22 protein-coding genes are annotated in these 25516 nt (G+C 72.3%); 9 read left to right on the top strand and 13 right to left on the bottom strand.

The features are described from left to right. Positions 1-108 precede the first annotated feature (108 nt). The gene (locus tag N8J89_RS10870) at positions 109-1452 is read left to right on the top strand and encodes a carotenoid oxygenase family protein (protein WP_283664203.1); all 1344 of its coding nucleotides are present in this window, start codon (positions 109-111) and stop codon (positions 1450-1452) included. 4 nt (positions 1453-1456) lie between these two features. Here N8J89_RS10870 and N8J89_RS10865 read toward each other — a convergent pair whose 3' ends face one another. From N8J89_RS10865 to hemE, 4 genes are read right to left on the bottom strand one after another with little or no spacing between them, the layout of a single operon-like run. Next, complete coding sequence (locus N8J89_RS10865; RefSeq protein ID WP_283664202.1) at positions 1457-2089, bottom strand: methyltransferase domain-containing protein; 633 nt, start codon at positions 2087-2089, stop codon at positions 1457-1459. Between the two features lie 15 nt (positions 2090-2104). Further along, positions 2105-2800: a hydrogen peroxide-dependent heme synthase gene (gene hemQ, locus N8J89_RS10860; protein WP_283664201.1), complete on the bottom strand. Its 696-nt coding sequence runs from the start codon at positions 2798-2800 to the stop codon at positions 2105-2107. After that, positions 2788-4251, bottom strand: coding sequence for a protoporphyrinogen oxidase (gene hemG / locus N8J89_RS10855; protein WP_283664200.1), 1464 nt, complete (start codon positions 4249-4251; stop codon positions 2788-2790). Before hemG ends, hemQ begins: the two co-directional genes overlap by 13 nt. Next, complete coding sequence (gene hemE, locus N8J89_RS10850; RefSeq protein WP_283664199.1) at positions 4248-5324, bottom strand: uroporphyrinogen decarboxylase; 1077 nt, start codon at positions 5322-5324, stop codon at positions 4248-4250. The genes hemG and hemE overlap by 4 nt, the downstream gene beginning before the upstream one ends. Before the next feature lie 96 nt (positions 5325-5420). On the opposite strand from hemE, the gene N8J89_RS10845 reads away from it, so the two are divergent. Continuing rightward, positions 5421-5984, top strand: a complete 564-nt coding sequence (locus tag N8J89_RS10845; RefSeq protein ID WP_247758574.1) for a DUF3000 domain-containing protein — start codon at positions 5421-5423, stop codon at positions 5982-5984. A gap of 26 nt (positions 5985-6010) precedes the next feature. Here N8J89_RS10845 and N8J89_RS10840 read toward each other — a convergent pair whose 3' ends face one another. Continuing rightward, positions 6011-7054, bottom strand: coding sequence for a dipeptidase (locus N8J89_RS10840; protein ID WP_283664198.1), 1044 nt, complete (start codon positions 7052-7054; stop codon positions 6011-6013). A 254-nt stretch (positions 7055-7308) separates the two neighbouring features. On the opposite strand from N8J89_RS10840, the gene N8J89_RS10835 reads away from it, so the two are divergent. Together N8J89_RS10835 and N8J89_RS10830 are read left to right on the top strand one after the other, a co-directional pair. Continuing rightward, positions 7309-8025: a response regulator gene (locus N8J89_RS10835; RefSeq protein WP_185002827.1), complete on the top strand. Its 717-nt coding sequence runs from the start codon at positions 7309-7311 to the stop codon at positions 8023-8025. A 236-nt stretch (positions 8026-8261) separates the two neighbouring features. Then, complete coding sequence (locus N8J89_RS10830; protein ID WP_283664197.1) at positions 8262-9536, top strand: HRDC domain-containing protein; 1275 nt, start codon at positions 8262-8264, stop codon at positions 9534-9536. 178 nt (positions 9537-9714) lie between these two features. On the opposite strand, the gene N8J89_RS10825 is transcribed toward N8J89_RS10830, so the two are convergent. Next, complete coding sequence (locus N8J89_RS10825) at positions 9715-10482, bottom strand: PIN domain-containing protein (protein ID WP_283664196.1); 768 nt, start codon at positions 10480-10482, stop codon at positions 9715-9717. Next, entirely contained in the window at positions 10479-11672 is a 1194-nt protein-coding gene (locus tag N8J89_RS10820; protein ID WP_283664195.1) for an MFS transporter, read from the bottom strand. Before N8J89_RS10820 ends, N8J89_RS10825 begins: the two co-directional genes overlap by 4 nt. Before the next feature lie 218 nt (positions 11673-11890). Here N8J89_RS10820 and N8J89_RS10815 point away from each other — a divergent pair, with 218 nt between their 5' ends. Together N8J89_RS10815 and N8J89_RS10810 are read left to right on the top strand one after the other, a co-directional pair. Further along, positions 11891-13132, top strand: a complete 1242-nt coding sequence (locus N8J89_RS10815) for a thiolase family protein (protein ID WP_283664194.1) — start codon at positions 11891-11893, stop codon at positions 13130-13132. Then, positions 13129-15243 carry a 3-hydroxyacyl-CoA dehydrogenase NAD-binding domain-containing protein gene (locus tag N8J89_RS10810; protein WP_283664193.1) on the top strand — a complete coding sequence of 705 codons (2115 nt, stop codon included), beginning with the start codon at positions 13129-13131 and terminating at the stop codon, positions 15241-15243. The genes N8J89_RS10815 and N8J89_RS10810 overlap by 4 nt, the downstream gene beginning before the upstream one ends. A gap of 81 nt (positions 15244-15324) precedes the next feature. Here N8J89_RS10810 and N8J89_RS10805 read toward each other — a convergent pair whose 3' ends face one another. Beyond that, complete coding sequence (locus tag N8J89_RS10805) at positions 15325-16155, bottom strand: NAD(P)H-binding protein (protein WP_283664192.1); 831 nt, start codon at positions 16153-16155, stop codon at positions 15325-15327. Between the two features lie 81 nt (positions 16156-16236). Between N8J89_RS10805 and N8J89_RS10800 the strand changes: the two genes are divergently transcribed. Then, positions 16237-17169 (top strand): AraC family transcriptional regulator, encoded by a 933-nt coding sequence (locus N8J89_RS10800; protein WP_283664191.1) that lies wholly within the window; start codon positions 16237-16239, stop codon positions 17167-17169. Between the two features lie 71 nt (positions 17170-17240). Then, positions 17241-18809, top strand: coding sequence for a PHP domain-containing protein (locus tag N8J89_RS10795; protein WP_283664190.1), 1569 nt, complete (start codon positions 17241-17243; stop codon positions 18807-18809). A gap of 12 nt (positions 18810-18821) precedes the next feature. Here N8J89_RS10795 and N8J89_RS10790 read toward each other — a convergent pair whose 3' ends face one another. Together N8J89_RS10790 and N8J89_RS10785 are read right to left on the bottom strand one after the other, a co-directional pair. Further along, positions 18822-20045 (bottom strand): serine hydrolase domain-containing protein, encoded by a 1224-nt coding sequence (locus N8J89_RS10790; protein WP_283664189.1) that lies wholly within the window; start codon positions 20043-20045, stop codon positions 18822-18824. Further along, complete coding sequence (locus N8J89_RS10785) at positions 19987-20706, bottom strand: alpha/beta fold hydrolase (protein WP_283664188.1); 720 nt, start codon at positions 20704-20706, stop codon at positions 19987-19989. The genes N8J89_RS10790 and N8J89_RS10785 overlap by 59 nt, the downstream gene beginning before the upstream one ends. Positions 20707-20774: 68 nt before the next feature. Between N8J89_RS10785 and N8J89_RS10780 the strand changes: the two genes are divergently transcribed. After that, the gene (locus N8J89_RS10780) at positions 20775-21377 is read left to right on the top strand and encodes a TetR/AcrR family transcriptional regulator (protein WP_283664187.1); all 603 of its coding nucleotides are present in this window, start codon (positions 20775-20777) and stop codon (positions 21375-21377) included. On the opposite strand, the gene N8J89_RS10775 is transcribed toward N8J89_RS10780, so the two are convergent. From N8J89_RS10775 to dxs, 3 genes are all read right to left on the bottom strand, one after another. Next, positions 21374-22441: a sensor histidine kinase gene (locus N8J89_RS10775; RefSeq protein WP_283664186.1), complete on the bottom strand. Its 1068-nt coding sequence runs from the start codon at positions 22439-22441 to the stop codon at positions 21374-21376. The two genes, N8J89_RS10780 and N8J89_RS10775, sit on opposite strands and share 4 nt — an antisense overlap. Positions 22442-22529: 88 nt before the next feature. Next, entirely contained in the window at positions 22530-23216 is a 687-nt protein-coding gene (locus tag N8J89_RS10770) for a response regulator transcription factor (RefSeq protein WP_283664185.1), read from the bottom strand. Positions 23217-23359: 143 nt separating this feature from the next. Continuing rightward, entirely contained in the window at positions 23360-25333 is a 1974-nt protein-coding gene (dxs, locus tag N8J89_RS10765; RefSeq protein ID WP_283664184.1) for a 1-deoxy-D-xylulose-5-phosphate synthase, read from the bottom strand. Between the last annotated feature and the right edge of the window lie 183 nt (positions 25334-25516).

Genomic DNA, 25516 nt, shown 5'->3' with positions numbered 1-25516 from the left:
ATCACCGACCAAGCCCACGTCAGCGTCCACCAGGCCGACTCCGACAGTCGGCCTTCATTTCGCCACAAGAGTGAGTGATCAATCACTCACACCAAAGGAGAGCCGACCATGTCCACCCCGCCCTACCTGACCGGCCACTACACCCCGGTCGCCGCCGAGCACACCGTCACCCAGCTCACCATCCGCGGCACCCTCCCGCCCGAACTCACCGGCCGCTACTTCCGCAACGGCCACAACCCGAAACCCGGCGACACCCCCACCCACTGGTTCAAAGGCGCGGGCATGGTGCACGGTCTCCGGCTCCGGGCCGGACGAGCCGAGTGGTACCGCAACCGCTGGGTCCGCACCCCGGCCCTCGACGGCGCGCCCTACCAACGAGCCGACGGATCGGTCGATCTCACCGCGAGCGTCGCGGGCACCCACGTCATCGAGCACGCCGGGCGCATCCTCGCGCTCCAAGAAGCCAATGTGCCGTTCGAGTTGTCGGGGGAGCTGGAGACCTTGGGGGCGTTCGACTTCGGGGGGCGGTTGCGGACGGCGATGACCGCGCATCCCAAGGAGGATCCGGTCAGTGGGGAGTTGCACTTCTTCGGGTACTCGGCCGTTCCGCCGCATCTGACGTACTACGTCGCCAGCGCCGCCGGGCACATCACGCGGGCGGTGGTGGTGGACGGGGCGGGGCCTTCGCTGATGCACGACTTCGGGCTGACCCGGGGGCATGTGCTCTGGCTGGACCTGCCCGTGGTGTTCGATCCGGCCGAGCGGTCCAGCATTCCCTACCGCTGGAGTGATGACTACCGGCCGCGCATCGGGGTCATGCCGCGGGTGGGCGAGCCCGTGGTCACCTGGTTCGAGGTGGCGCCCTCGGCGCTGCTGCACGTGGCCAACGCCTACGAGGACGCCGACGGACGCATCGTGCTGGACGGGCCGCGTTACGACCGGGCCGCGTGGGAGTCCTCGTGGAAGTGGTGGGTCGGCGCGCCTGGACATCCCTCGGTGCCGTTGGTCGGTTCGGTCCGGCATCGGTGGATCTTGGATCCGGTGACCGGGGTGGCGAAGGAGGAGCGGGTGGATGATCTGGTGACCGAGTTCCCCACCATCAACGAGGACTTCGCGGGGGCGCCGGCGCGGTTCGGGTACGCGGTGGCGATGCCGGGCGCGGGGCTGGAGCAGTACGCGGTGGTCAAGTACGACGATGCCACCGGTGGGCGTCAGGTGCTGCCGCTGGGGCCGGAGCGGATGCCCGGTGAGGCCGTGTTCGTGCCGGCCGCGGGTGGCGGTGCGGAGGATGACGGGTATCTGCTGACCGTGGTCAGTGACCTGCGGCGGGACAACTCCGAGTTGCTGGTGCTGGACGCCCGTGATCTGGGCGCCGCGCCGGTGGCGGTGGTCGAGCTGCCGCACCGGGTGCCCTCGGGCATCCACGGGTCCTGGATCCCGGATCGGGACTGACCGCTCAGGCGGCGGCCAGGGCCCAGCCGGTGACGAACGGGCTGACCCGGCGGGTGGCGATCACCTTCAGGCCGGCCAGGGCCGCCGCCCGCCGCCACTCCTCGCTCGGGTAGAACTGCCAGGCGCCCGGTCCGAAGACCGCCAGGGTCCTGGCCTCGCGGTGCTGTTCGATGAGCACCATCCGGCCGTCCGCGCTGAGCAGCCGCCGCACCTCGGCGAAGAGGGCCTCGCGTTCCCGGGGTTCGCGGAGCTCGTGGGCGGCGAAGACGGCCAGCACCACGTCCACCGAACCGGGCCTGCCGGGCAGCGACTCCGGGCGGGCCGGGACCACCCGCACCGTCTCCGGGCGGAGCAGGCTGACCACGGCCCGCCGGTGCGCGATCACGTCCACCACCAGGCCGCGGGCCGGGGCCAAGACGCTGCGCAGCGCGGGGACCGACTCGTCGACCCCCGCGGTGACCAGCAGGAAGCGGCGCAGGTGCAGCGGCAGCAGCTCGTGCAGCCAGCGCCAGCGTTGCAGTTCGGCGCCGCGCCGCAGGCTGACCGCGGTGGCCAGCCTGGCCAGGGCGAACCAGGTCGCGCCGGCGAGGGCCGTCCAGGCTCCCGCGGCGGCGGCGACGCGAACTGCCTTGCGCATGAGCACTTTCCAGGACTACGGCAGGTTGGCGATCAGGTCGGCGACCGGCATCCGGGTGCCGGTGTAGAACGGGATCTCCTCCCGCACGTGCAGCCGCGCCTCGGTGCCGCGCAGGTGCCGCATCAGGTCGACGATCCGGTGCAGCTCGTCGGCCTCGAAGGCCAGCACCCACTCGTAGTCGCCGAGGGCGAAGGAGGCCACCGTGTTGGCCCGCACGTCCGGGTAGTCGCGGGCCTCCTTGCCGTGGTCGGCCAGCATCTTGCGGCGTTCCTCATCGGGCAGCAGGTACCACTCGTAGGACCGCACGAACGGGTACACGCAGATGTACTTGCGCGGGTCCTCGCCGGCCAGGAACGCCGGGATGTGGCTGCGGTTGAACTCCGCGGGCCGGTGCAGCGCCACGTTGCTCCACACCGGGGTCGAGGCGCGGCCGAGCGGGGTGCTGCGGCGGAAGCCGTTGTAGGCCGCCTGCACCTGCTCGATCTCCTCGGCGTGCCACCAGATCATGAAGTCCGCGTCGGCGCGCAGCCCGGCGACGTCGTACACGCCGCGGACGACAACGCCCTTGTCCGCCAACGACTCCAGGTACTCGGAGGTGGCCTGGGCCGCCTGCGCGCGGTCCTCGGGCAGCACGCCCTGCTGGATCCGGAAGACCGACCACATGGTGTACCGGATGGTGTCGTTGAGTTCGTTGTAGTTCAGCCGCGCCATGTCCCCATACTCGCACCAGTCGGGCGACGGGCGACGGCCAGGTGAGTGGCGACACGGGTCGCCGCGGCCTGCCCGGTCGCGATGCACGCCGGAATCCCCACCCCGTGCAGGCTCGCGCCCGCCACCGCCAGCCCCGGCACCTCGCCGACGGCGGCCTCGATCGCGGCCACCGTGGCGGTGTGCCCGACCGCGTACTGCGGCAGTCCGCCGCCCCAGCGCCGCACGATCGCCTCCACCGGCTCGGCCCGCACCCCGGTCAGCTCGGCCAGGTCGGCGCGCACCGCGGCGATCAGCTCGGTGTCGTCTCGTTGCAGGGTCTCGGTTTCGCCGTAGCGGCCGACCGAGGCGCGCAGCAGGGTGCCGCGCTCGGCGAAGTGGCCCCACTTGCGGCTGGAGAAGGTGAACGCCTTGGCGGTGAACGGCGTGCCGTCGGCGTGCCGCTCGCCCACGGCCAGCAGCACCCCGGAGGCCGCGGGCAGCTCGGCCCCCTCGGGCAGCGCGAGGGCCACCACGGCCATCGAGGACACCTCGATCCGCGCGTAGGCCGCGGCCGCCGCGGGCACCTCCTCGGCGAGCAGCTTGCGCGCGGCCGGGGCCGGCACGGCCAGCACCACGGCGTCGGCGTCCAGGAACTCCGGGCTGGCCGCCGAGCCCAGCTCCAGCCGCCAGCCCTCGGGCGTGCGGCGCAGCCCGCGGACGGTGACGCCGAGCCGCAGCTCCGCGCCGGAGCTCTCGGCCAGCCGCGTCACCAGCTCGGCCATGCCGCCTGCCAGCGCGCCGAACACCGGCGGCCGGGTCTCCCCCGGCTTCAGTCCCGGCCCGAGCACCTTGGCGGCCGCGGCGGTCAGCGAGCCCGCACCCTGCTCGAGGGCGTCGACCAGCGGCGGCATGGTGGCGCGCACGCCGAGCCCGGCCGCGCGGCCCGCGTAAACCCCGCCGAGCAGCGGTTCGGCCAGCCGGTCCACCACCTCAGCGCCGAAGCGGGCGCCGAGCAGATCGGCGACCGGCACGTCCCAGTCGGGGCCGTCCGGGCGCAGCGGCGGCAGCTCCGGCTCGGCCATCGCCTTGGCGAAGCCATCCGGGCTGAGCACCTCGCGCAGGATGGCGGGTTCGGCCGGGACACCGAGGAAGGTGCGCGGCGGCAGCCCCCTGGTCACCCCGCCCGCGTGGATGGTCGGCGCGGCGCGCAGCGGGTGCCGCAACTGCTCACCCAGCCCCAGCTCGGCGACCAGCTCCACGCCCTCGGTGCGGCGGGTGACGAATGCCTCCGCGCCCACGTCCACCGGCGCGCCGGCCAGCTCCTCGGTGCGCAGCTTGCCGCCGAGCCGGTCGGTCTGCTCCAGCACGGTCACCCTGACCTGCTCGCCGAGCAGGCCGCGCAGCCGGTGCGCCACGGTGAGCCCGGCGATGCCGCCGCCCACCACCGCGACCCGCTGCGGCGCGGTGGTCATGGCCGCAGCTCGTGCACCAGCTCGACCGCGCGGGTGATCTTCCCGGGGTCGGTGTCCGGCAGCACGCCGTGGCCGAGGTTGAAGATGTGCCCGGCCGCGGTCCTGCCCTCGGCACCGATCCGGCTGATCTCGCGCGCGAGCACGTCCTCGCCGCTGAACAGCACGGCCGGGTCCAGGTTGCCCTGCACCACCGGGGCAGGCAGGTCGGGCCGGGCGCTGGTCAGGCGGCGGACCGCCTCGTCGAGTGGCACCCGCCAGTCCACGCCGACCACGTCGTTGCCCGCCTCGCGCATGGCCACCAGCAGCTCGCCGGTGCCCACGCCGAAGTGGATCCGCGGGATGCCGGCGTCGGCCAGCCCGGCGAAGACCTTGGCCGAGTGCGGCAGCACGAACTCGCGGTAGTCCCGCTCGGAGAGCGCGCCTGCCCAGGAGTCGAACAGCTGCACCGCATCCACGCCCGCGTTGACCTGCACGGTGAGGAAGTCCAGCGCCATGTCGGCGAGGTGGCCGAGCAGCGCGTGCCAGGTGGCCGGCTCGGAGTGCATGAGCGCCTTGGTGCGCTCGTGGTTGCGGCTGGGGCCGCCCTCGATCAGGTAGGAGGCCAGCGTGAACGGCGCGCCGGCGAACCCGATCAGCGGCGTCTCGCCCAGCTCCCCGGTCAGCAGCCCGATCGCCTCGGCGACCGGCTGGACCTGCTCGGCGGCCAGGCTGGGCAGCTTCTCCACGTCGTGGATCGAGCGCACCGGGTTGGCGACCACGGGGCCGGTGCCGGGCACGATGTCCAGGTCCACCCCGGCCGCGGCCAGCGGCACCACGATGTCGCTGAACAGGATGGCCGCGTCGACCCCGTGCCGCCGGACCGGCTGCATGGTGATCTCGCAGACCAGCTCCGGCAGGAAGCAGGAGCGCAGCATCGGAATGCCCTCGCGGACCTTGCGGTACTCCGGCAGCGAGCGGCCGGCCTGGCGCATGAACCACACCGGGGTCCGGCTCGGCGTGCCGCCACGCGCGGCGACCAGCAGTGGGGCTTGGGGAAGGTCCCGGCGCGCCGGGACCTGGGCAGCGGTAGTCATCTCGGCTCCCATGTTGCCACGGGTCGCGCAAGGCGTTCGCGCGGCTCCGGCGTGCCTCCCGCCGCACCCGCCCGGCGCGGCCTAGAGTTCGCCAACGTGACCGGGATATCGGGTGAACCCGAGGTGTTCCGGCAGGCTGTTGCCGCGTTGCGGTCGATGCATCCACGACCTGAGGTCGAGCTGGGCGAGGTCCGTGCCCCGCAGCGTCTCGCCCCGTGGAGCTTCGCCCTCAGCGCCGAGGCCAACGGGCCGGCCGGGGAGCTGGCCACGGGCCGGTTGGTGCTGCTGCACGATCCGGACGGGGCCGAAGCCTGGGACGGGGTGCTGCGACTAGTGGCCTACGTCCGGGCCGAACTCGACACCGAGCTTGCCGCCGACCCACTGCTACCCGCGGTCGGCTGGTCGTGGCTGACCGAGGCGCTGGAGCTCTCCGGCGCCGCCTTCACCGCGCTCGGCGGCACGGTCACCCAGACCTCCTCCGCCCGTTTCGGCGACATCTCCGGCCCGAGCAGCACGCACGACCTGGAGCTGCGCGCGTCCTGGACGGCTCGGGACACCGAGCTGGCCGCGCACGCGGAGGCATTCTGCGAGCTGCTCTCCAGCGCGGCCGGGCTGCCACCGGTGGGCATCGCGATGATCAGTCAGCGCAAGGGCGACTGACTGACCACCGCGACCCCTCGGACGGCTCAGCGGCTCTGCCGGAGCTCCGCGGCGACCTTCTCGGCGGCGTCCAGCACCCGCAGGACGTTGCCGCCGGCCAGCTTGGCCAGGTCCTGCTCGGACCAGCCGCGGTCCATCAGGTCGGCGAACAGCTCCGGGTACCTGGAGACGTCCTCCAGTCCGTCCGGGAGCTCCGGGGTGCCGTCGTAGTCGCCACCGATGCCGATGTGGTCGATGCCGGCCACCTCGCGCGCGTGTTCCAGGTGTGCGACCACGTCCGCCCTGGTGGCCCGGCGCACCGGGTCGGCCGAGACGAAGGCGGGCACGAAGGTGATCATGCACACGCCACCCTTGGCGGCCATCTCGCGCAGCACGTCGTCCGGCACGTTGCGGACGTGGTCGGTGACCGCCCGGCAGGAGGAGTGGCTGAAGATCACCGGGGCGGCGCTGGTCTCCAGCGCGTGCCACATGGTGCTCGGCGCGACGTGGGAGAGGTCGACCAGCATGCCGAGCCGGTTCATCTCCCGCACCACCTCGCGGCCGAAGTCGGTCAGCCCGCCCGCGGCGGGCTGGTCGGTGGCCGAGTCCGCCCACGGGGTGTTGTCGTTGTGGGTGAGGGTCAGGTAGCGGACCCCGAGGCGGAACAGCGCGCGCAGCGCACCGAGGGACTCCCCGATGCAGTGGCCGCCCTCGGCGCCCAGCAGGGAGGCGATCCGGCCGTCGGCGAAGGCGGACTCCACCTCGGCCGCCGATCGAGCGAGCCGGAGCTGTTCGGGGTACCGTTCAACCAGCTCGTGAACCAGCTCGACCTGTTCCAGCACCGCCGTCACCGCGCGATGCTCGAGTAAGTGGCACGGCACGTAGACCGACCAGAACTGAGCGCCCACCCCACCGTGGCGCAGCCGGACGAGGTCGGTGTGCAGACCGGGTTGCTCGATGGTCAGCTCGATCTCGGCCACCTCCCCGCCCGTTTTGTCCCGGATCGCCCACGGCAGATCGTTGTGCCCGTCGACGAGCGGAACCCGCCGGAGAAGCTCGTGCGAACGGCCTAACGACCCCTCGGTCGGCATAGTGCAAATCCTTCATGTCGTTTGTGTACGGCTCGGCGTTAACCACCATCCGAGGGACCGCCCGATCGTGTGATCAGACCACGTCAAAGTGACAACCCGATCGGGACAGATACCCAATTGATCGTCCCACTGACCCGCTTGGGCGGCTACGCTCCTCCCGACGACACCACTTTCGGTCGATCGGTGGCGCGGCCGATCGGTCGAAAGTCCCGGTGCCGGTCGGGGGGCACGACCGACTCCAGGGAGGTAGTGACGTGGCTGCCGTCGGCTTAGGACAGGCCGTTCGAACCACGCCAGCCGGCACTTTGCCGGCGAACATGGTCCCGCACCCGCGGGAAGAGCTGTTTTCGGTGCTGGTGGTCGATGACCACCCATTGCTGAGGGAGGCCATTGCGGCGCGACTGATGCAGATGGGAGCCGGCACGGTGCACGAGGCCGCATCGGTGGCCGAGGCGAGGGCGCGTGCCCTGGCCACGGGGCCGTGCGACCTCGCGATACTGGATCTCGGGCTTCCGGATGGAAGCGGCATTGACCTGGTCACGGAACTCCGTGCGCAGGGCTGGCCGCGCATCGTGGTCCTGGCATCCTCCGATGACCCGTACGCGGTGCGTGCGGCCTTCCAGGCAGGCGCTCAGGCCTACCTGCTGAAGTCCGCATCGCCGATGGTGGTCACCGACGGGGTGCGCAGGGTCCTCGAGGGCGGGGTCTACGCCGATCCGTCCGTGGCTCCGGTGCTGGCTGCCGGAACCAGGGTGCCCGGAACGGACAACACGCCGAGGGAACTCTCCGCGCGAGAGGTCGAAGTGCTGCAGCTGGTAGCCGACGGCCGCTCGAACAAGGAGATCGGCGAAGCACTGAACCTGTCCGCGCTCACGGTGAAGTCTCACCTGTCGCGGATAGGGCGCAAGCTGGGAACCGGGGACCGGGCTCAGATGGTGGCGCTGGCCATGCGTGCCGGCGTTATCCGCTGACTCCTCAGCCGAGGGGGTCCGAATGTCGCGGTCGGGTGCGTTGCAGAGCGCGGACACGCCCGGCACACGAAGTTCGGACCCCGTGACGACCGGGGTGTGGTTGGCCGGTACGGAAAGATCGGGAAGCGTTGGATCAGCCTCTGACCAGCGGTTTCCGATCGGCGCGCCGTGCCGGTCAGCCTACTTCAGTGGATCTCGACTGTCTGAGCGCACCGTTGACGCATAGGGTCACGGCCGTGGATGTAGGCCGAACCGCTGTCAACGACTCCGGTGAGCAACCAGAACTGACGTTGCTCACCACCCCCTCCGGTGGCGTGCCGCTCGTCATCGACACCGTCGATGGCGTACGGCGGGCCGCCGCGATGCTCGCCGCCGGCACGGGGCCCTTCGCGGTGGACACCGAACGCGCTTCCGGATACCGGTACTCGCAGCGGGCCTACCTGGTGCAGATCCGCCGCGAGGGCGCCGGCACGGTGCTGATCGACCCGGTCGCGGTCAACGGCCGGGTGGAAGCGCTGGCCGAGGTGCTCAACCCCGCTGAGTGGGTGCTGCACGCCGCCAGCCAGGACCTGCCGTGCCTGCACGAGCTGGGCCTGCGCCCGGAGGTCCTGTTCGACACCGAACTGGCCGGCCGGCTGGTCGGCTTCGAGCGGGTCGCGCTGGGCGCCCTGGTGGAACGCCAGCTGGGCTTCCGGCTGGAGAAGGGCCACGGCGCCGCCGACTGGTCCCGCAGGCCGTTGCCCGCCGACTGGCTGGCCTACGCCGCACTGGACGTGGAGCTTCTGCTGGAGCTGCGCGCCTCCCTGGAGGCCGAGCTCATCGTCCAGGACAAGCTGGCCTGGGCGCTGGAGGAGTTCGAGGCGGTCCGCACCGCCCCGCCACCGGCCCCGCGCGCCGAACCCTGGCGCCGCACCTCCGGCATCCACCGCCTGCGCAGCCCGCGCCAGTACGCCGCGGTCCGCTCACTCTGGCAGGCCCGCAACACCATCGCCCAGCAGCGCGACATCGCGCCGGGCCGGGTGCTGCCGGACTCCGCCATCGTCGAGGCCGCCCTGCACGACCCCACCGGCCACGCCGAGCTGCTCTCCCTGCCGGTCTTCCGCGGCCGCGCCCAGCGCCGGATGGCCGACGTCTGGTCCGGCGCCCTGCGCGAGGCCCGCGAACTCCCCAAGTCCGACCTGCCGGACCCCTCCCCGCAACACGACGGCCCCCCGCCGCCCAACCGCTGGGCCGAGCGCGACCCGGCCGCCGCGGCCCGCCTGAGCGCCGCCCGCGGCGCGCTGACCGCGCTGGCCGAGCGACTGCGCCTGCCGGTGGAGAACCTGGCCCAGCCGGACCTGGTGCGCCGCCTGTGCTGGCAGCCGCCCGCGGAGATCGACGCGGCTTCGGTGCGCGCGGCGCTGGCCGCGGGTGGGGCGCGGAACTGGCAGATCGAGCAGGTGGCCGAGCTGCTGACCACGGCGCTGAAGGCGCAGCCGAAGGCGACGGAGAAGCCGGCGGAGAAGGACTGAGGCGGTGGTGGGGGCGGGTCGCCCGTCCCCACCACAAGCCTGAGCGCAGACGAAAAAAGACCCGGCCCCGTGCTGTGAAGCACGAGAACCGGGTGGTATAGGGCAATGCTAGCGAGGACCTATTTTAGGCGCAAGTTGGGCCTGAGCTGGGCCTGAGTTGGGCGTGGCACACGGCAGCTCACCAGCCCTGTGGCTTCCGGAATGGGCCGGTCGGGTCGGCCAGTTGGTTCGCCATGAAGTCTTGGCACCGGAGCCTGCGCCACCAGTGCTGTCCGACGCCCTCGTTCCGGTCGCCGCGCAGGGCCGCGGTGGTCGGCTTGACGCTGGGGTTGACGGTCGCGACCGGGACCCGCAGCCGGGTCTGACGCAGGGGGAAGCTCAGGTCGCTGTCGTTGGACAGGACCATGACCGCGTCGACCTGCCCGGTCAGCACGTCCATCAGCACATGGCTGGCCACGTTCACGTCCGAGCCCTTCTCCTCGAAGGTCGAGATCCGGGCGAGCAGGTCGGTGGCTCCGCTGGGGCCGGGGACCTCGCGAACCGGAAGCCAGGTCGGCAGGCACCCGGTTCCGGGAGACCGGACCCGTCGTGGCGGGTAGCCCGTGCCCTGCTCGACCAGCACCCCGGACTTGGTCCGCGGCACGTACTTGCCCAGCGCCACCGTCAGCGAGGGGTTGGCGTGCCGCAACGCCGCGAGGTAGGTGTGCTGGTCGGCCAGTGAGCTGGGGTCTCCTTCCCGCTCGCGCATGGCCGTGCAGTAGACGACCCGGTCGATCCGCGCTCCCGGCCACACCCACGGGTTGATCAGGCCGGCGGCGAGAGTGGCGATGTCCAGCCACTTCCAGCCGGGTGTCGTCGAGCCGAGCATCTCGCGACCGCCGTAGTAGACGTTGAACGCGTCGACATAGACCCCTACCCTGACCGCACTCCGTGTCTGATCGATCACCGTTCGACCGTAACGGCAGCCCTTCGCCTCGTTCGGCTGGCGAACACCAGGTGCCGGACCAGCCCGATCCCCACCAGCACCGCGACCAGCGCGCACACCCCGCCCCACCCGAGCCCCGGGTACACCGTCGCCCCCGCCCACGACCCCAGCGTGCCCCCGAGGAACGCGCAGGTCATGTAGGCGGTGTTCAACCGGCTGCGGGCGTCCGGTCGCAGGGCGAAGATGCGGACCTGGTTGGCGACCATGCCGGACTGCATGGCCACGTCCAGCACCAGCGTGCCCAGCACCAGGCCCGCCAGGCCCGCGATGCCGCCGAGGGTGCCCATGGCGAGGATCGCGGCGGCGGCGAGGGCGGCCAGGAAGCACACCAGGTTGACGCGGTCGGGGCCGTGGCGGTCGGTGCGGCGGCCTGCCAGGGGGGTGGCGGCCATGGTGGCGGCGTTGACCAGGGCCAGGGCGCCGACCGCTTGGGCGCCGAGGGAGTAGGCGGGGCCGGTCAGGAGTAGGGCGACGCTGGTCCAGACCGCGGTGAAGGCGCCGAACATGGTGGCCTGGTAGAGGCAGGATCGGCGCAGGGCGGGTTCGGTGCGGAGCAGGCGGAGGGTGTGCGCGAGCAGGGCCGGGTAGCGCTCGCGGGTGGCCGGGGTGGTGGTGGGCAGGGCGAGGCACAGCACCAGCGCGAGCAGCAGGGCCAGGGCCGCGGAGAGCAGGTACGGGGCGCGCCAGCCCAGCCATTCGGCCAGGCCGCCGCCCAGGGCGCGGGAGAGCAGCATGCCGCCGATGGAGCCGCTGAGCATGGCGCCGGTGACCGCGCCGCGTTGCTCCGCCGGAACCAGCCCGGCCGCCAGGGGCGCCACGATCGGCGCGACCACCGTGGTCAGCCCGACCAGCGCGCTCGCCCCGAACAGCGGGGACAGGCCTTGGGCGCAGCCCGCGGCGAGCAGGCCGAGGCCGGTCAGCACGAGCAGGGTGACCAGCAGCGGGCGGTGCGGCAGGCGGTCGCCGAGCGGGACCAGGAAGAAGATCCCGGCCGCGTAGCCGAGCTGGGCCGCGGTGACCACCAGGGCGGCGGACTCCGGGGACACGCCGAGTCCGGTGGCCACCAGTGGGCTGACGGCCTGCGGGAAGTACAGGTTGCCCACGGCCACGCCACAGGCCAGCGCGAGCAGCAGGACCAGGCGTCGACTCATGCGGTCACCGTCCTGGCCGCCGCCCCTCGGCGGCAACGGATTTAGTCCTGGGTGCGGTCGTTGGTGCACCGAAAGCCTGATGTGACCCACTCGACAGCGCGATCCCCGTAGTTACCAGTGAGTAATAGGGGCTAGAGTGGTGTTACCGGCCGGTAGCAGCGCAGCGGAAGCCGCCACGGGCCGATGTCAGGGGTTCAGCACTGAGTGAGGAGCACGCCGTGGCCGCACCTGCGCCGGCGAAACCCGGCAGCGCCAGCGCGCGCGCCGTTCGGGACGTGGTCTTCGTCGACGGCGTTCGCACGCCGTTCGGCAAGGCCGGTGCCAAGGGCATCTACGCGGAGACCCGCGCCGACGATCTCGTCGTCAAGGTCATCCGCGAACTTCTGCGGCGGCATCCCGAACTGCCGCCGGAGCGCGTCGACGAGGTCGCCATCGCCGCGACCACCCAGATCGGCGATCAGGGGCTGACCATCGGGCGGACCGCCGCGCTGCTGGCCGGGCTGCCGAAGTCCGTCCCGGGCTACGCTGTGGACCGGATGTGCGCGGGCGCGATGACCGCGGTGACCACGGTGGCCGGTGGCATCGCCTTCGGCGCCTACGACATCGCCATCGCCGGCGGCGTCGAGCACATGGGCCGCCACCCCATGGGCGAGGGCGTCGACCCGAACCCGCGGTTCCTGGCTGACAAGCTGGTGGACACCTCCGCGCTGGTCATGGGCCAGACCGCGGAGAACCTGCACGACCGGTTCCCGCACCTGACCAAGGAGCGCACCGACGCCTTCGCCGCGACCTCGCAGGCCCGCTACGACGCGGCGGTCAAGGCCGGCAAGATCGGCCCCGAGTTCGTCACCGTGGCCACCCGCTCCGCCGAGCAGGGCTGGGGCCTGGCCGCCGCGGACGAGCCGCCGCGCCCCGGCACCACGGTCGAGGACCTGGCCAAGCTGAAGACCCCGTTCCGCCCGCACGGCCGGATCACCGCGGGCAACGCGGCCGGTCTCAACGACGGCGCGACCGGCTGCATCCTGGCCGAGGAGGAGACCGCGCGCGAGCTGGGCCTGCCGATCGGCATGCGCCTGGTCGCCTACTCCTTCGCCGGTGTGGAGCCCGAGGTCATGGGGGTCGGCCCGGTGCCGGCCACCGAGAAGGCGCTCAAGATCGCCGGACTGTCCATTGAGGACATCGGCCTGTTCGAGGTGAACGAGGCGTTCGCGGTGCAGGTGCTGGCCTTCCTGGACCACTTCGGCATCGCCGACGACGACCCCAGGGTGAACCAGTGGGGCGGCGCGATCGCCACCGGCCACCCGCTGGCCTCCTCCGGCGTGCGGCTGATGACCCAGCTGTCCCGCCAGTTCGCCGAGCGCCCCGACGTGCGCTACGGCATCACCACCATGTGCATCGGCATCGGCATGGGCGGCACCGTGATCTGGGAGAACCCCAACTGGACCGGGGAGAGCAAGTGAGCACCTTCACCGTTGAGGAAGCCAAGACCCTCTTCCCTGACGAGGTCGTGACCCGCGCGGTCACCCGTCTCCTCCGGGTGCCCGGACTGGCCAAGCCGGTCGCGCTGATCACCCTGGACAACGGGCACGACCACACCCGGCCGTCCACCTTCGGGCCGCAGAGCCTGCTCAGCCTCAACGCCGCCTTCGACGAGGCCTCGGCCGCCGACGTGGCCGCGATCGCGGTCACCGGCAAGCCGTTCATCTTCGCCGTGGGCGCGGACCTGACCGCGGTGGAGAAGGCCACCTCCCGCGAGCAGGCGGTGGCCATCGGGCAGCTCGGCCACGACGTGTTCCGCCGCTTCACCGACTCCACCGTGCCGACCTTCGCCTTCGTCAACGGCGCGGCCATGGGCGGCGGCCTGGAGCTGGCGCTGTCCTGCCACTACCGGACCCTGGCGGCCAACGCGGCGGCGCTCGCGCTGCCCGAGGTCTTCCTCGGCCTGTTCCCCGGCTGGGGCGGCACCCAGCTGCTGCCGAACCTGATCGGCGCCAACGACGCGGTCACCGTGATCTTCGAGAACGCGTTGAACCAGAACAAGATGCTCAAGCCCGCGCAGGCCGCCGGGCTGGGCGTGGTGGACGTGGTGCTGGAGTCCGCGGACTACCTGGAGCAGTCGCTGATCTGGCTGACCAAGGTGGTCAACGGCGAGATCACCCCGCCGCGCAGGGAGATCGACCGCGGCGAGGGCTGGGACCAGGCCGTGGCGCGGGCCAAGGCGATCGTGCACGGCAAGACCAAGGGCGCCGCGCCCGGTGCGCTCAAGGCGCTGGAGCTGCTGGAGCTGGCCCGCGAGAACGACCTGACCAAGGGCTACGCGGCCGAGACCCAGGCGCTCGCCGACGTCGTGATGAGCGATGAGCTGCGCGCGGGCCTGTACTCGTTCAACCTGGTGCAGAAGCGGGCCAAGCGCCCGGCAGGCGCGCCGGACCGCTCGCTGGCCCGCGCGGTGACCAAGGTCGGTATCGTCGGCGCGGGCCTGATGGCCAGCCAGATGGCGCTGCTGTTCGCGCGGCGGCTGAAGGTGCCGGTGGTGCTCACCGACATCGACCAGGCGCGGGTGGACAAGGGCGTCGGCTACGTGCACGGCGAGGTCGACAAGCTGCTCGGCAAGAAGCGGGTCTCCCCCGACGAGGCGAACCGGCTCAAGGCGCTGGTCTCCGGCTCGCTGGACAAGGCCGCCTTCGCCGACGCGGACTTCGTGATCGAGGCCGTGTTCGAGGAGCTGTCGGTCAAGCAGCAGGTCTTCGCCGAGGTGGAGGAGCACGTCTCCGCCGAGTGCGTGCTGGCCACCAACACCTCCTCGCTGTCCATCACCGAGATGGCGAGCAAGCTGGCCCACCCGGAGCGCGTGGTCGGCTTCCACTTCTTCAACCCGGTCGCGGTCATGCCGCTGCTGGAGATCGTGCGCGCCGAGCAGACCGACGACGCCACCCTGGCCACCGCCTTCGCGGTCGGCAAGGAGCTGAAGAAGTCCAGCGTGCTGGTCAAGGACGCGCCGGCGTTCGTGGTCAACCGGCTGCTCACCCGGTTCATGGGCGAGGTGATCAAGTCCGTGGACGAGGGCACCTCCTTCGAGGTCGCGGACAAGGCCACCGAGCCGCTCGGCCTGCCGATGTCGCCGATGATCCTGTTGCAGCTGGTGGGTTCCGCGGTCGCGCTGCACGTCTCGGAGACCATGCACCACGCCTTCCCGGACCGGTTCTCGGTCAGCTCGAACATGAAGAAGTTCGTGGCCGCCGGCAAGGCCGCGGTGTGGCAGTGGGACGCGCAGGGCAACCAGACCGTCGACCCCGAGGTCACCGCGCTGTGGGAGTTCGGCGACAAGCCGCTCACCGGCGAGGAGGTCAAGGCCAGGGCGCTGGAGGCGCTGGCCGAGGAGATCCGGATCATGCTCGACGAGGGCGTGGTCGCGGAGGCGCAGGACATCGACCTGTGCATGATCCTGGGCGCGGGCTGGCCGTTCTGGCTGGGCGGCATCACGCCGTACCTGGACCGCACCGGCATCTCGGAGAAGGTCACCGGCAAGAGGTTCCTGGCGCCGGGCGTGGCCAGCGTGCCGACCGCCTGACCCGGACCGGCGTGTTGGCCGAACTGGTACGCCCAGTTTGGCCAACACGCTGTACCAGTTCGGCCAACACTCGGGCGGTGGTCAGCGCCAGGAGCCTGCGGCGACCGCGTTCTTGACGTAGGCGGCGAAGGAGCGGGGTTCGCGGCCCAGCACCCGCTGCACGCCGTCGGAGAGGTGGGCCTCCTTGCCGGCCCGGATCCGCTCGTACAGCCGGGCGATCAGCTCCGCGAACTCCCGCGGCATGCCCAGCCCGACCTGCTTCTCGATGTACTGGGCAGGCTCCACGTCGACCACCCGGATCTCCCGGCCCAACTCCGCGGCGATGATCTCCAGCGCCTGCGGGAAGGTCAGCGGTTCCGCGCCGGAGAGGTCGTAGATCTGCCCGTCGTGGCCGTCCTGGGTGAACGCGGCGACCGCGACCTCGGCGATGTCCTCGGCGTCGATGAACGGCTCCAGGCCGTCCCCGGTGGCCAGCAGCACCTCACCGGCCCGCACGCTCGGCTCGAAGTAGTCCTCGTCGAAGTTCTGGTGGAACCAGCCCGGCCGCAGGATGGTCCAGGCCACCCCGCTCTCCCGCACCGCGCGCTCGGCGTTGAGGGTGTCCTCCACCTCGAAGGTGTCCACGTCCCGGGCGGAGAGCATCACCAGCTTGCGCACCCCGGCGGCCACGGCCTGGCGCACGAACCGGGCCACCTCCTCGTGCCGGTCGCCGGTGGCCTCCAGCGGCACCAGGTACACCGCGTCCACGCCGGCCAGCGCCGGTCCCCAGGTGGACTCGTCCATCCAGTCGAAGCGGGTCTCGCCCGAGCGGGAGGCGGCCCGCACGGTGATGCCACGCTCCCGCAACCGCCGGGCCACCCGCTTGCCGGTCTTGCCCCTGCCCGCCTGCACCAAGATCGTCTGTTCGCTCATGTCGCCCAGTCAAACAGCGGAACTTGAGACGATCTATGGCCGGGAAGCTCGATCGCATGTCCATTCGTCTAAGGTGATCGCATGGACGCCTTGGCTGACCTGTTGCAGGGAGTGCGCGCGCGGGGTGCGCTGTTCAGCCGGTCGATCATGACCCCGCCCTGGGGGCTGGAGTTCCGCAACCCGGCCCGGCTGACCCTGTGCACGCTGCTCAGCGGCGAGGCCTGGATCGTGGCCGGGGACGGCGAGCCGCGCAGGCTGCGCGCGGGGGACGTGGCGCTGGTGCGCGGCCCGCAGGTGTACCGGGTCGCCGACCACCCGGACACCCCGCCGGGGGTGATCGTGCTGAGCGAGGACCGGTGCGAGCACCCGGACGGCACCGACCTGTGCGAGGAGCTGTGCCTGGGCGCGCGCACCTTCGGCGAGACCGCGGACGGCTCGGCGGTGCTGATCAGCGGCGCCTACCAGGTGCACGGGGACATCAGCGAGCGGCTGCTCAGCGCGCTGCCGCCGGTGCTGGTGGTGCCGGATGACCAGGGGCCGTGCGACCTGCTGCGGCGGCTGGAGGTGGAGATCGACGGCGAGGAGCCCGGCCAGCAGCTGGTGCTGGACCGGCTGCTCGACCTGCTGCTGGTGCTGACCCTGCGCTGCTGGTTCGCCATGCCCGAGGGCGCCCCGCCCGCCTGGTACCGGGCGCTGAGCGATCCGGTGGCCGGGACCGCGCTGCGCGCCCTGCACGCCGAGCCCGCCCGCTCCTGGACGGTGGCGACGCTGGCCGCCGAGGTCGGGGTGTCCAGGGCGACGCTGGCCCGCCGGTTCACCGACCTGGTGGGCGAGCCGCCGCTGACCTACCTGACCGGCTGGCGGATGGCGCTGGCCGCGGACCTGCTGCGCGATCCAGACGAGACGGTGGCCAGGGTGGCCAAGCGGGTCGGCTACGCGGACGGGTTCGCCTTCAGCTCGGCGTTCAAGCGCACCCGAGGGGTCAGCCCGTCCGTGCACCGGGTCGCCGGGTAATCGTTTCCACAGAGTCCACCCACCGGTCATCTCGGCGATCTAGGGTCGCCGGACCAACCGGGAGGTCAGTGATGGGTCAGGTGGGCCGGCGCGGGTTCCTGCGCGGGGTGGGCGCGGCCGCGGTGGCGGCGCCGCTGGTCGGCGCGGGCACGGCGGAGGCGGGCATCGACGTCGATGTGGAGCTGGATCTCGGGCTGCCGAGGCTGCCGGGCCTGCCGCGCTGGCTGGTGGGCGACCACCACGTGCACACGCAGTACTCCAACGACGCGATGTACACCATCGACCAGGTGGTGGCGGGCGCGCAGCGGCACGGCGCGGAGTGGCTGGTGTTCTCCGACCACGGGCACGTCGCGCACGAGGCGCACTCGGTGGAACCGGCGCACGCCGACATCGTGGCCGCCCGGCGCAGGCATCCGCACCTGCTGCTGTGGCAGGGCCTGGAGTGGAACATGCCCGCGGCCGAGCACGCCACGGTGTTCCTGCCGCCGAGCCGGGACGAGGCCGCGCTGCTGCGCGAGTTCGAGCGCACCTTCGACTCCCGGCTGACCGGTACCGGTGCGAGCACCCCGGCGAACGAGGCCAAGGCGCTGGAGGCGCTGCGCTGGCTGGCCCGGCGGGGCGGGCTGGTAGTGGTCAACCACCCCTCCCGCAACGGCCGGATCGCGCCCGCGGAGCTGCGCAACTGGCACGACGCCGCACCCGGTGTGGTGATCGGGATGGAGGGCGCGCCCGGCGCGCAGGGCGACGGCTACCCCAAGCCCGACGGCAGCGGCGGCCACCGCGGCGGCTACGGCAACTCCCCCGGCGGCGACTCCTGGCCCGGTTTCCCGGCCGAGGCATACCGGACCTTCGGCGGCTTCGACTGGATGACCGCGACCCTGGGCGGCATGTGGGACGCGCTGCTGGCCGAGGGCCGGAACTGGTGGGTGACCAGCAACTCCGACAGCCACTTCAACTTCCGCGACACCATCGTCCGTCAGCCCGAGGCACCCGACCTGTACGACCGGGCGGGCAAGCACCTGGACCCGCTGCCCGGCGGCCCGGTGCAGACCCAGCCGCCGTACTGCGACTTCTACCCCGGCGAGTTCAGCCGGACCGTGGTCGGCACCACCGACCGCAGCTACCGGGGCGTGATGGACGGCCTGCGCGCCGGGCGCAGCTTCGTCAGCCACGGCGGGCTGGTGCAGCGGCTGGAGACGCACGTCTTCGCCGAGGACCGGCTGTCCTGGCCGGTGGGCCTGGGCGGGCGACTGCGGGTGCGGCGGGGCACGGACGTCACGGTGGTGGTGCTGGCGCAGTTGGCCGCGCGGCCGCACTCCGGCGGCGAGCTGCCCCGGCTGGCCCGGCTGGACCTGGTGCGCGGCGCGGTCACCGGTCCCGCGGCGGACCGGCAGGGCTTCCGGGCAGCCGAGGTCGCGGTGGCCCGCTCGTACGAGCCGAGGTTCCGGGCCGGGCGGACGGTCGGGTTCCGGCACACGTTCCGGAACGTGCGGGAGTCGTTCTACGTGCGGGTGCGCGGCACGGACGGACGGCGGCACGTGCCGGGCGGGATCGAGCCGATCGCGGACATCCGCGGCGAGGCCAACCCGTGGCAGGACCTGTGGTGCTACGCGAACCCGGTGTTCGTGGACGTGCGCTGAAGCCACCTCGCCTCAGTCGAAGCGCGCGGCCACGGCGTCGATGAACCGGGCACGGCGGGCCGAGCCCATGTGCGAGGTGCCCGCCCTGACTTCGGGCGAGTCCGGGTCCAGGTACGGGATGCGCGGCACCGCGCCGAGCAGCACCACGACCAGCCCGCGCGCCGGGTCTACGTGCAGCCACTGCCCGTAGCTGCCCAGTGCCTCGTACGCGCCACCGGTCTTGATCCACCACAGGTAGCCGTAGCCCGCGTACTCCGCCATCGGCGGGCTCGACGTGCCGCGCACGCCGCTGAAGTCGAAGGCGAAGGCGGGCGCCCGGGGGCTGGTGGCCTGCGCGACCCAGCCTGCCGGGACGACCCGGGTGCCGTCGGCGGCGACGCCGTCGTTGAGCATCAGCAGGCCCCAGCGCGCGTAGTCGCGCAGGCTTGCGCCGCAACAGCTGCCGACCACCTCCTGGCCGTCGTCGCCGTCCAGCATGAAGAAGCCGGGCTGCTCCATGCCCATCGGCCGCCACACCTTCGCCGAGCAGTACTCCGCCACCGTCCTCCCGGTGACCTTGGCCAGGATCAGGCCGAGCAGGAAGGTGTCGCCGGTGTTGTAGTAGAAGGAGGTGCCGGGCTCGGCCGCGCGCTGCCGCGTCTTGAGGTACTCCTGGATGGCGCCGACCCTGCGCGCGCCGATCACCTTGATGTAGTGCTCGGCGACATCGGAGTGGAGGTCGTCGGTGTTCTCCGTCCACTCGATCCCCGAGGACATGGTCAGCAGGTGCTCGATGGTCACCTGCTCGTAGGCCGTGCCCGCGAAGTCCGCCAGGTGGTCGGTGACCAGGTCGGCGCGGGAGAGCAGCCCATCGTGCTCCGCGGCCGCGATGAGGATCGAGGCCAGCGACTTCACCATCGACGAGGACTGCCAGCGACCCGAGGGTGTCAGTCCCTTCGCATACCGCTCCAGCCTGATGGCACCGTCCTGGACCACGAGCAGGCCGCTGAGGTGCTCGTCCCGCATCAGCGACTCGACGTCGCCGCGCTCCCCGTAAGCCTCGAAGGTGACATCGGTGATCGGTTCGCCGGTCGGGAGCGGCGAGGCCGTTGGGGCCTTCTCGATCGTCCGGGTCGCGAAGATCCGGTCCCAGTTCGCGAAGCCCTCGGCCTGGATGTTGGGGGACCACAGCAGGAAGTCACCGGCCAGCAGCCGGGCCAGGAACCGCTCGTCGGTCTCCGGGTTCGTCGCGCTCATCGGCTCTCCATTCGGTGATGGCGGCGGCCAGCGCCACCGGTTGGTCCCTGGCCACGAGGTGTCCGGCACCGCGCACGCGGGTCACCGCGGCGTGCGGGACCAGGCGCCGCAACCGGTCGGCGTCGGCGTCGGTCACGGGCGAGCCCCGGTCACCGCGCACGAGCAGGACGGGCAGGTCGAGCGCCGCGGTGACCTGCCGCAACCGGGGACCCTGGGCGAGGACGTCTTCGATGATCTCGGCGTGGGTTTCGGGCAGGCCGGCCGCGGCGAGGAAGGTGCGGACCCCGCCGGGCTCGGGATCGGGCACGACGTCCACCAGCACGAGCCCGGTCACCCGCGCCCGCACCTCCGGATCGGCCAGGGCCGCGATGGCCGCGAGCCCACCGAGCGAAGCGCCGACAACCACACATCCGGGCGGCTCGGCGCGCAGCATGGCGGCGACGTCCGCCGCGCAGTGGGCCAGCGTCCGCAGCGAGCCGCCGCTGTCGCCGTGACCCCGCTGGTCGAAGGCCACGCACCGGAAACCGGCACCAACCAGGACCTCGATCACCGGACGCCACACGCGGCGACGTTCACCACCGGCGTGCAGCAGCAGGACGGTCGGCCCGGCACCGGCCTCCTCCCCGCGCAGGACCACGTCGGGACGAGTTAGGGAGATCATGGCGGCTCCTTACCTTGTGCGCTCAAGGTAGGAGCGCTGCCTTGAGGTGTCAAGGTAAGGTCGGCGCTGTGACGAGTTCGCGTGTGCGCCGTTCTCCCGAGGAGGCGCGGCGGCTGATCCTGGACGCGGCCGAGAAGCTGCTGGCCGAGGGCGGGGTGGCCGCGGTGCAGGTCAGGGCCATCGCCGCCGCCGTCGGCATGACCGACGCGGGGGTCAGCCACCACTTCGGCACCCGGGACCGCCTGCTGTCGGCGTTGCTGCGGCACGGCGGCCGGAAGATCCGGGCCGGGGTGGCGGAGGTGCTGGACTCCTGGCTCGGCCAGGGCGCTGATCTTGGTGAGCTGGTCGACGCCCTGGCGGTGCTCTACCGCCGGGGCTACGGCGAGCTGGCCGTGGCGCTGCACGCCGCGGGCTGGCGGGACGAGGGAGCGGGGATGCTCGACCCGCTCGTCGACGCGCTGCACGCCCTGCGCCCCGACGCCGCCGAGGTCCCGGTCGAGGACACCCGGCTCGCGGTCGCCGCGCTGCACCAGGCCCTGGCCACCGAGCCCCTGTACGGGCCGGCGTTCCGCCGCAGCGCCGGGCTCACCGGCCGGGCGGCGAGCGCCCCCGACCCGCAGCTCCGCTGGTGGACCACCCACCTCAGCCGATCTCTGGGTCTCCGGGGCTAGGGGGCGATCGGCAGGGTCACCGTGACGTCCAGGCCGCCGCCGGGCACCGGTTCCGCGCTGACCTCTCCCCCGTGCGCGCCCACCACCGAGCGCACGATGGACAGCCCCAGCCCGGCCCCGCGGTGGGCGGTGCGGTCGGTGCCGCCGCGGCGGAACGGCTCGAACAGCTCGGCCACCCGTTCCACCGAGATCTGGCCGCCGGAGGAGACCACGCGCAGGGTGGCGCGCTTGGCGTCGGCCTCGGTGCGCACGGTGATCCAGCCGCCGTCCACGTTGTGCCGCACCGCGTTCTCCAGGAGGTTCCCGGCCAGGCGTTCCAGCAGCACCGGGTCGCCGACGGCTTGCACGGCCGGGGTGTGGAACTCGGTGCGCAGACCGCGTTCCTCCGCCGCGGAGCGGGCCGAGGACCAGGCGCTGCGGACCAGGGCGGACAGGTCGACGGACTCGCGGGCGGACAGGCCAACCGCGTCGGTGCGGGCGAGCAGCAGCAGGGCCTCGACCAGGTGCTCGGCGCGCTGGGTCGCGGTGCGCACCACGCCCGCCATCCGGCGCAGCTCGGCGACGTCGGCGTCCGGGTCGGCCAGGGTGACGTCGAGCTCGGTGCGGACCACGGCCAGCGGGGTGCGCAGCTCGTGGCTGGCGTTGGCCACGAACCGGCGCTGGGACTCGAAGGCGGCCTGCAGCCGGTCCAGCATGGCGTCGAAGGTGTCGGCCAGCTCGGCCACCTCGTCCCGCGGCCCGCGCAGCGCGATCCGCTCGTCGAGGGACTCCACGGACAGCCGGTGCGCGGTGTGCGTGACCTCGTGCAGCGGCCGCAACACCCGGCCGGTCAACGTCCAGGCCAGGATCGCGGTGGCCAGCACCATGCACACGAAGGCGATCGCGCCGGAGTTGAGCACCACCTCGCGCGCGTTCTCCTTGAGGATCTGGTGCACCTGGGAGGGCGGCAGCTCCTGGCCGAGCACCTTGATCCTGGTCTCCGGCGGGAACACCGGGTACTGGTCGACCACGCCGCCGACCAGCATCCAGCCGAGCCAGAGCAGCAGCAGGCTGACCGCGGCCACCAGGCCGGTCGCCAGCAGGGTCAGCCGTACCCGCAGACCGGGGCCGCGGCGACGCCGCAGGGCCCCGGGGTCGGCGGTCAGCGGGTGCTCAGGAATCAGCGGACTCCACTCCGGCGTTGACCGGCACCCGGTAGCCGGAGCCGACCACGGTCTCGATGATGCCCGGCTCGCCGAGCTTCTTGCGCAGGGTCATCACGGTGACCCGCACGGTGGTGGTGAACGGGTCGGCGTTCTCGTCCCACACCCGTTCCAGCAGCTCCTCGCTGCTGACCACGGCGCCGCCTGCGGCCAGCAGCACCTCCAGCACGCCGAACTCCTTGCGGGTCAGCTCCACCGGCTGGCCGGCCCGCAGCACGCTGCGCCGGGCCGGGTTGAGCACCACGTCGGCCACGGTGAGCACCGGCGGCATGGCCGGGGTGGCCCGCCTGCCCAGCGCCCGCACCCTGGCCACCAGCTCGGGGAAGGCGAACGGCTTGGCCAGGTAGTCATCGGCGCCCAGCGACAGCCCGGAGACCCGGTCCTGCACGGTGCCGCTGGCGGTCAGCATGATCACCCGGGTGAGCGCGCCGGAGTCCACGATCTGCCGGCACAGCTCGTCGCCGGACATGCCGGGCAGGTCCCGGTCCAGCACCACCACGTCGTACCGGGTCACCGAGGACTTCTCGTGCCCCGACTCGCCGTCGTAGGCCACGTCGACGGCCATACCTTCCCGTCGCAGCCCCCTGGCGATCGCGTCGGCCAGGGGCTGTTCGTCCTCCACAATCAGGATCCGCACGCCACCACGATGCCACGCCGCGCGGAGGCCGTGGACGCGCGGGGCTGTCGACACCCTGTCGATGAGCTGAGCGTTCGCTGAGCACGCCACCGGCCCGCCCCCATCGTGGGAGGGGCGGGCCGGTGGCCGCGGTGCGGCGACTCTCAGCTCTGCGGGCGCTTGCGCGACCGGCTGGCCGGAGTCTTGTCCACAGTGGACTCCTTGGCGGCAGGCGCCTCGGTCTCCTCGGCGTCCTCGCCGAGGTACTCCGCGGTCCACTCGGTCACCCGGCGGGCCACGTCCTGGGCGGTGAGTCCCAGTTCGGCCAGCACCTCGGCGCGCGAGGCGTGGTCCAGGAAGCGCTGCGGGATGGCCAGGTCGCGCAGCGGGACGTCCAGGTTGGCATCGCGCAGCGCGGCCGACATCGCCCAGCCGAAGCCGCCGTGGCGGCCTGCGTCCTCGACGGTGACCACGAGGCGGTGCTCGGCGGCCATGCCGACCAGCTCGGTGGGAACGGGAACAACCCACCGCGGGTCCACCACGGTCACGCCGACACCCTGGTCGGACAGCCGCTGCGCCGCCTCCAGGGCCAGCTGCGCGAAGCAGCCGACCGCGACCAGCAGCACGTCCTTGCCCTCGCCCTCGGCCGGGCGGCGCAGCACGTCGACCACGCCGATCCGCTCCAGCGCGGGGATCTCCTCGATCACCGCGCCCTTGCCGTAGCGGATCGCGGACGGGCCGTCGTCGATGGCCACCGACTCGCGCAGCTCCTCGCGCAGGGTGTTGGCATCGCGCGGCACCGCGACCCGCATGCCCGGCACGATGCCGAGGAGGGACAGGTCCCACATGCCGTTGTGGCTGGCGCCGTCGTCGCCGGTGACGCCGGAGCGGTCCAGCACGATGGACACCGGCTGCTTGTGCAGCGCGACCTCCATCAGCAACTGGTCGAAGGCCCGGTTGAGGAAGGTCGAGTAGACCGCGAACACCGGCTTCATGCCGCCCATGGCCAGGCCGGCCGCGGCGGTCATCGCGTGCTGCTCGGCGATGCCCACGTCCAGGCAGCGGCCGGGGTATGCCTCGGAGAACTTGGCCAGGCCGGTCGGGCCGAGCATCGCGGCGGTGATGGTCACCACGTCCTCGCGCTCCGCGCCGATCTTGACGATCTCGTCGGCGAAGACGCCGGTCCAGTCGGCGGCCTTCTTCTTGGTGGACTTGCCGGTGACCGGGTCGATCACGCCGATGGCGTGCATGACGTCGGCCACGTGGTTCTCCGCGGGGGCGTAGCCGCGGCCCTTCTGGGTGACCGCGTGCACGATGACCGGGCCGCCGAAGTCCTTGGCCCGCTCCAGCGCGGCCTCGAAGGCATGCTGGTCGTGCCCGTCCACCGGCCCGAAGTACTTCAGGCCCAGGTCCTCGAACATCACCTGCGGGCTCAGCGCGTCCTTGATGCCGCGCTTGGCCGCGTGCAGGGCCGCGTAGAGCGGCTTGCCGACGACCGGGGTGTTCTGCAGGGTCCGCTTGCCGCTTTCCAGCGCGCGCTCGTACCCGGGCCGCAGCCGCAGGGAGGCGAGGTGGTCGGCCAGGCCGCCGATGGTCGGCGAGTAGGACCGGCCGTTGTCGTTGACCACGATGACCAGTGGCCGGGTCTTGTCGCCGGCGATGTTGTTGAGCGCCTCCCAGCACATACCGCCGGTGAGCGCGCCGTCACCGACCACGGCGACCACGTGCCGCCGCTTGCCGGAGAGCTTGAACGCGGTGGCCAGGCCGTCGGCGTAGGACAGCGCGGTCGAGGCGTGGCTGGACTCGACGAGGTCGTGCTCGCTCTCGCTCCGGCTCGGGTAGCCGGAGAGCCCGCCGCGCTGACGCAGCTTGTCGAAGCCGTCGAGGCGGCCGGTGACCATCTTGTGCACGTAGGACTGGTGGCCGGTGTCGAACAGCACGGCGTCGTGCGGGGAGTCGAAGACCCGGTGGATCGCGAGGGTGATCTCGACCACGCCCAGGTTGGGACCGAGGTGCCCGCCGGTGCGGGATACCTTGTCCACCAGGAACGCACGGATCTCCGCCGCCAGCAGCGCCAGCTCCTCCTGGCTCATGCGTTTCAGATCCGCCGGGCTACGCACGGATTCGAGTAGTTGCACCTAACACCCCTCGTTACGCTGTAGCTCGCCTGTCATCCCGCTCCACAACGGGAAACGCCGCCGGGGTCGGCGGCTGTCGGCCAGTCTACGGAGACCGGCGGAGTGGTCACGGTCGGAAAGACCGCCGGGCGCACTCCTGCCGGGTCCTAAAACTTCCGGCCCCCACTTCAGGCCCATGCCGAA

It is taken from the genome of Crossiella sp. CA-258035, assembly GCF_030064675.1.
GTDB lineage: Bacteria > Actinomycetota > Actinomycetes > Mycobacteriales > Pseudonocardiaceae > Crossiella.
This window is presented reverse-complemented; position numbering and strand designations above follow the sequence as displayed.

Excerpts from the sequence above, each read along its gene's own strand:
- N8J89_RS10840 (WP_283664198.1), bottom strand. The coding sequence starts at position 7,054 with ATGCCGACCGAGGGGTCGTTAGGCCGTTCGCACGAGCTTCTCCGGCGG.
- N8J89_RS10865 (WP_283664202.1), bottom strand. The coding sequence starts at position 2,089 with ATGCGCAAGGCAGTTCGCGTCGCCGCCGCCGCGGGAGCCTGGACGGCC.
- N8J89_RS10795 (WP_283664190.1), top strand. The coding sequence starts at position 17,241 with ATGGGTCAGGTGGGCCGGCGCGGGTTCCTGCGCGGGGTGGGCGCGGCC.
- hemQ (WP_283664201.1), bottom strand. The coding sequence starts at position 2,800 with ATGGCGCGGCTGAACTACAACGAACTCAACGACACCATCCGGTACACC.
- N8J89_RS10790 (WP_283664189.1), bottom strand. The coding sequence starts at position 20,045 with ATGAGCGCGACGAACCCGGAGACCGACGAGCGGTTCCTGGCCCGGCTG.
- N8J89_RS10800 (WP_283664191.1), top strand. The coding sequence starts at position 16,237 with ATGGACGCCTTGGCTGACCTGTTGCAGGGAGTGCGCGCGCGGGGTGCG.
- hemE (WP_283664199.1), bottom strand. The coding sequence starts at position 5,324 with ATGACTACCGCTGCCCAGGTCCCGGCGCGCCGGGACCTTCCCCAAGCC.
- hemG (WP_283664200.1), bottom strand. The coding sequence starts at position 4,251 with ATGACCACCGCGCCGCAGCGGGTCGCGGTGGTGGGCGGCGGCATCGCC.
- N8J89_RS10820 (WP_283664195.1), bottom strand. The coding sequence starts at position 11,672 with ATGAGTCGACGCCTGGTCCTGCTGCTCGCGCTGGCCTGTGGCGTGGCC.
- N8J89_RS10805 (WP_283664192.1), bottom strand. The coding sequence starts at position 16,155 with ATGAGCGAACAGACGATCTTGGTGCAGGCGGGCAGGGGCAAGACCGGC.
- N8J89_RS10785 (WP_283664188.1), bottom strand. The coding sequence starts at position 20,706 with ATGATCTCCCTAACTCGTCCCGACGTGGTCCTGCGCGGGGAGGAGGCC.
- N8J89_RS10870 (WP_283664203.1), top strand. The coding sequence starts at position 109 with ATGTCCACCCCGCCCTACCTGACCGGCCACTACACCCCGGTCGCCGCC.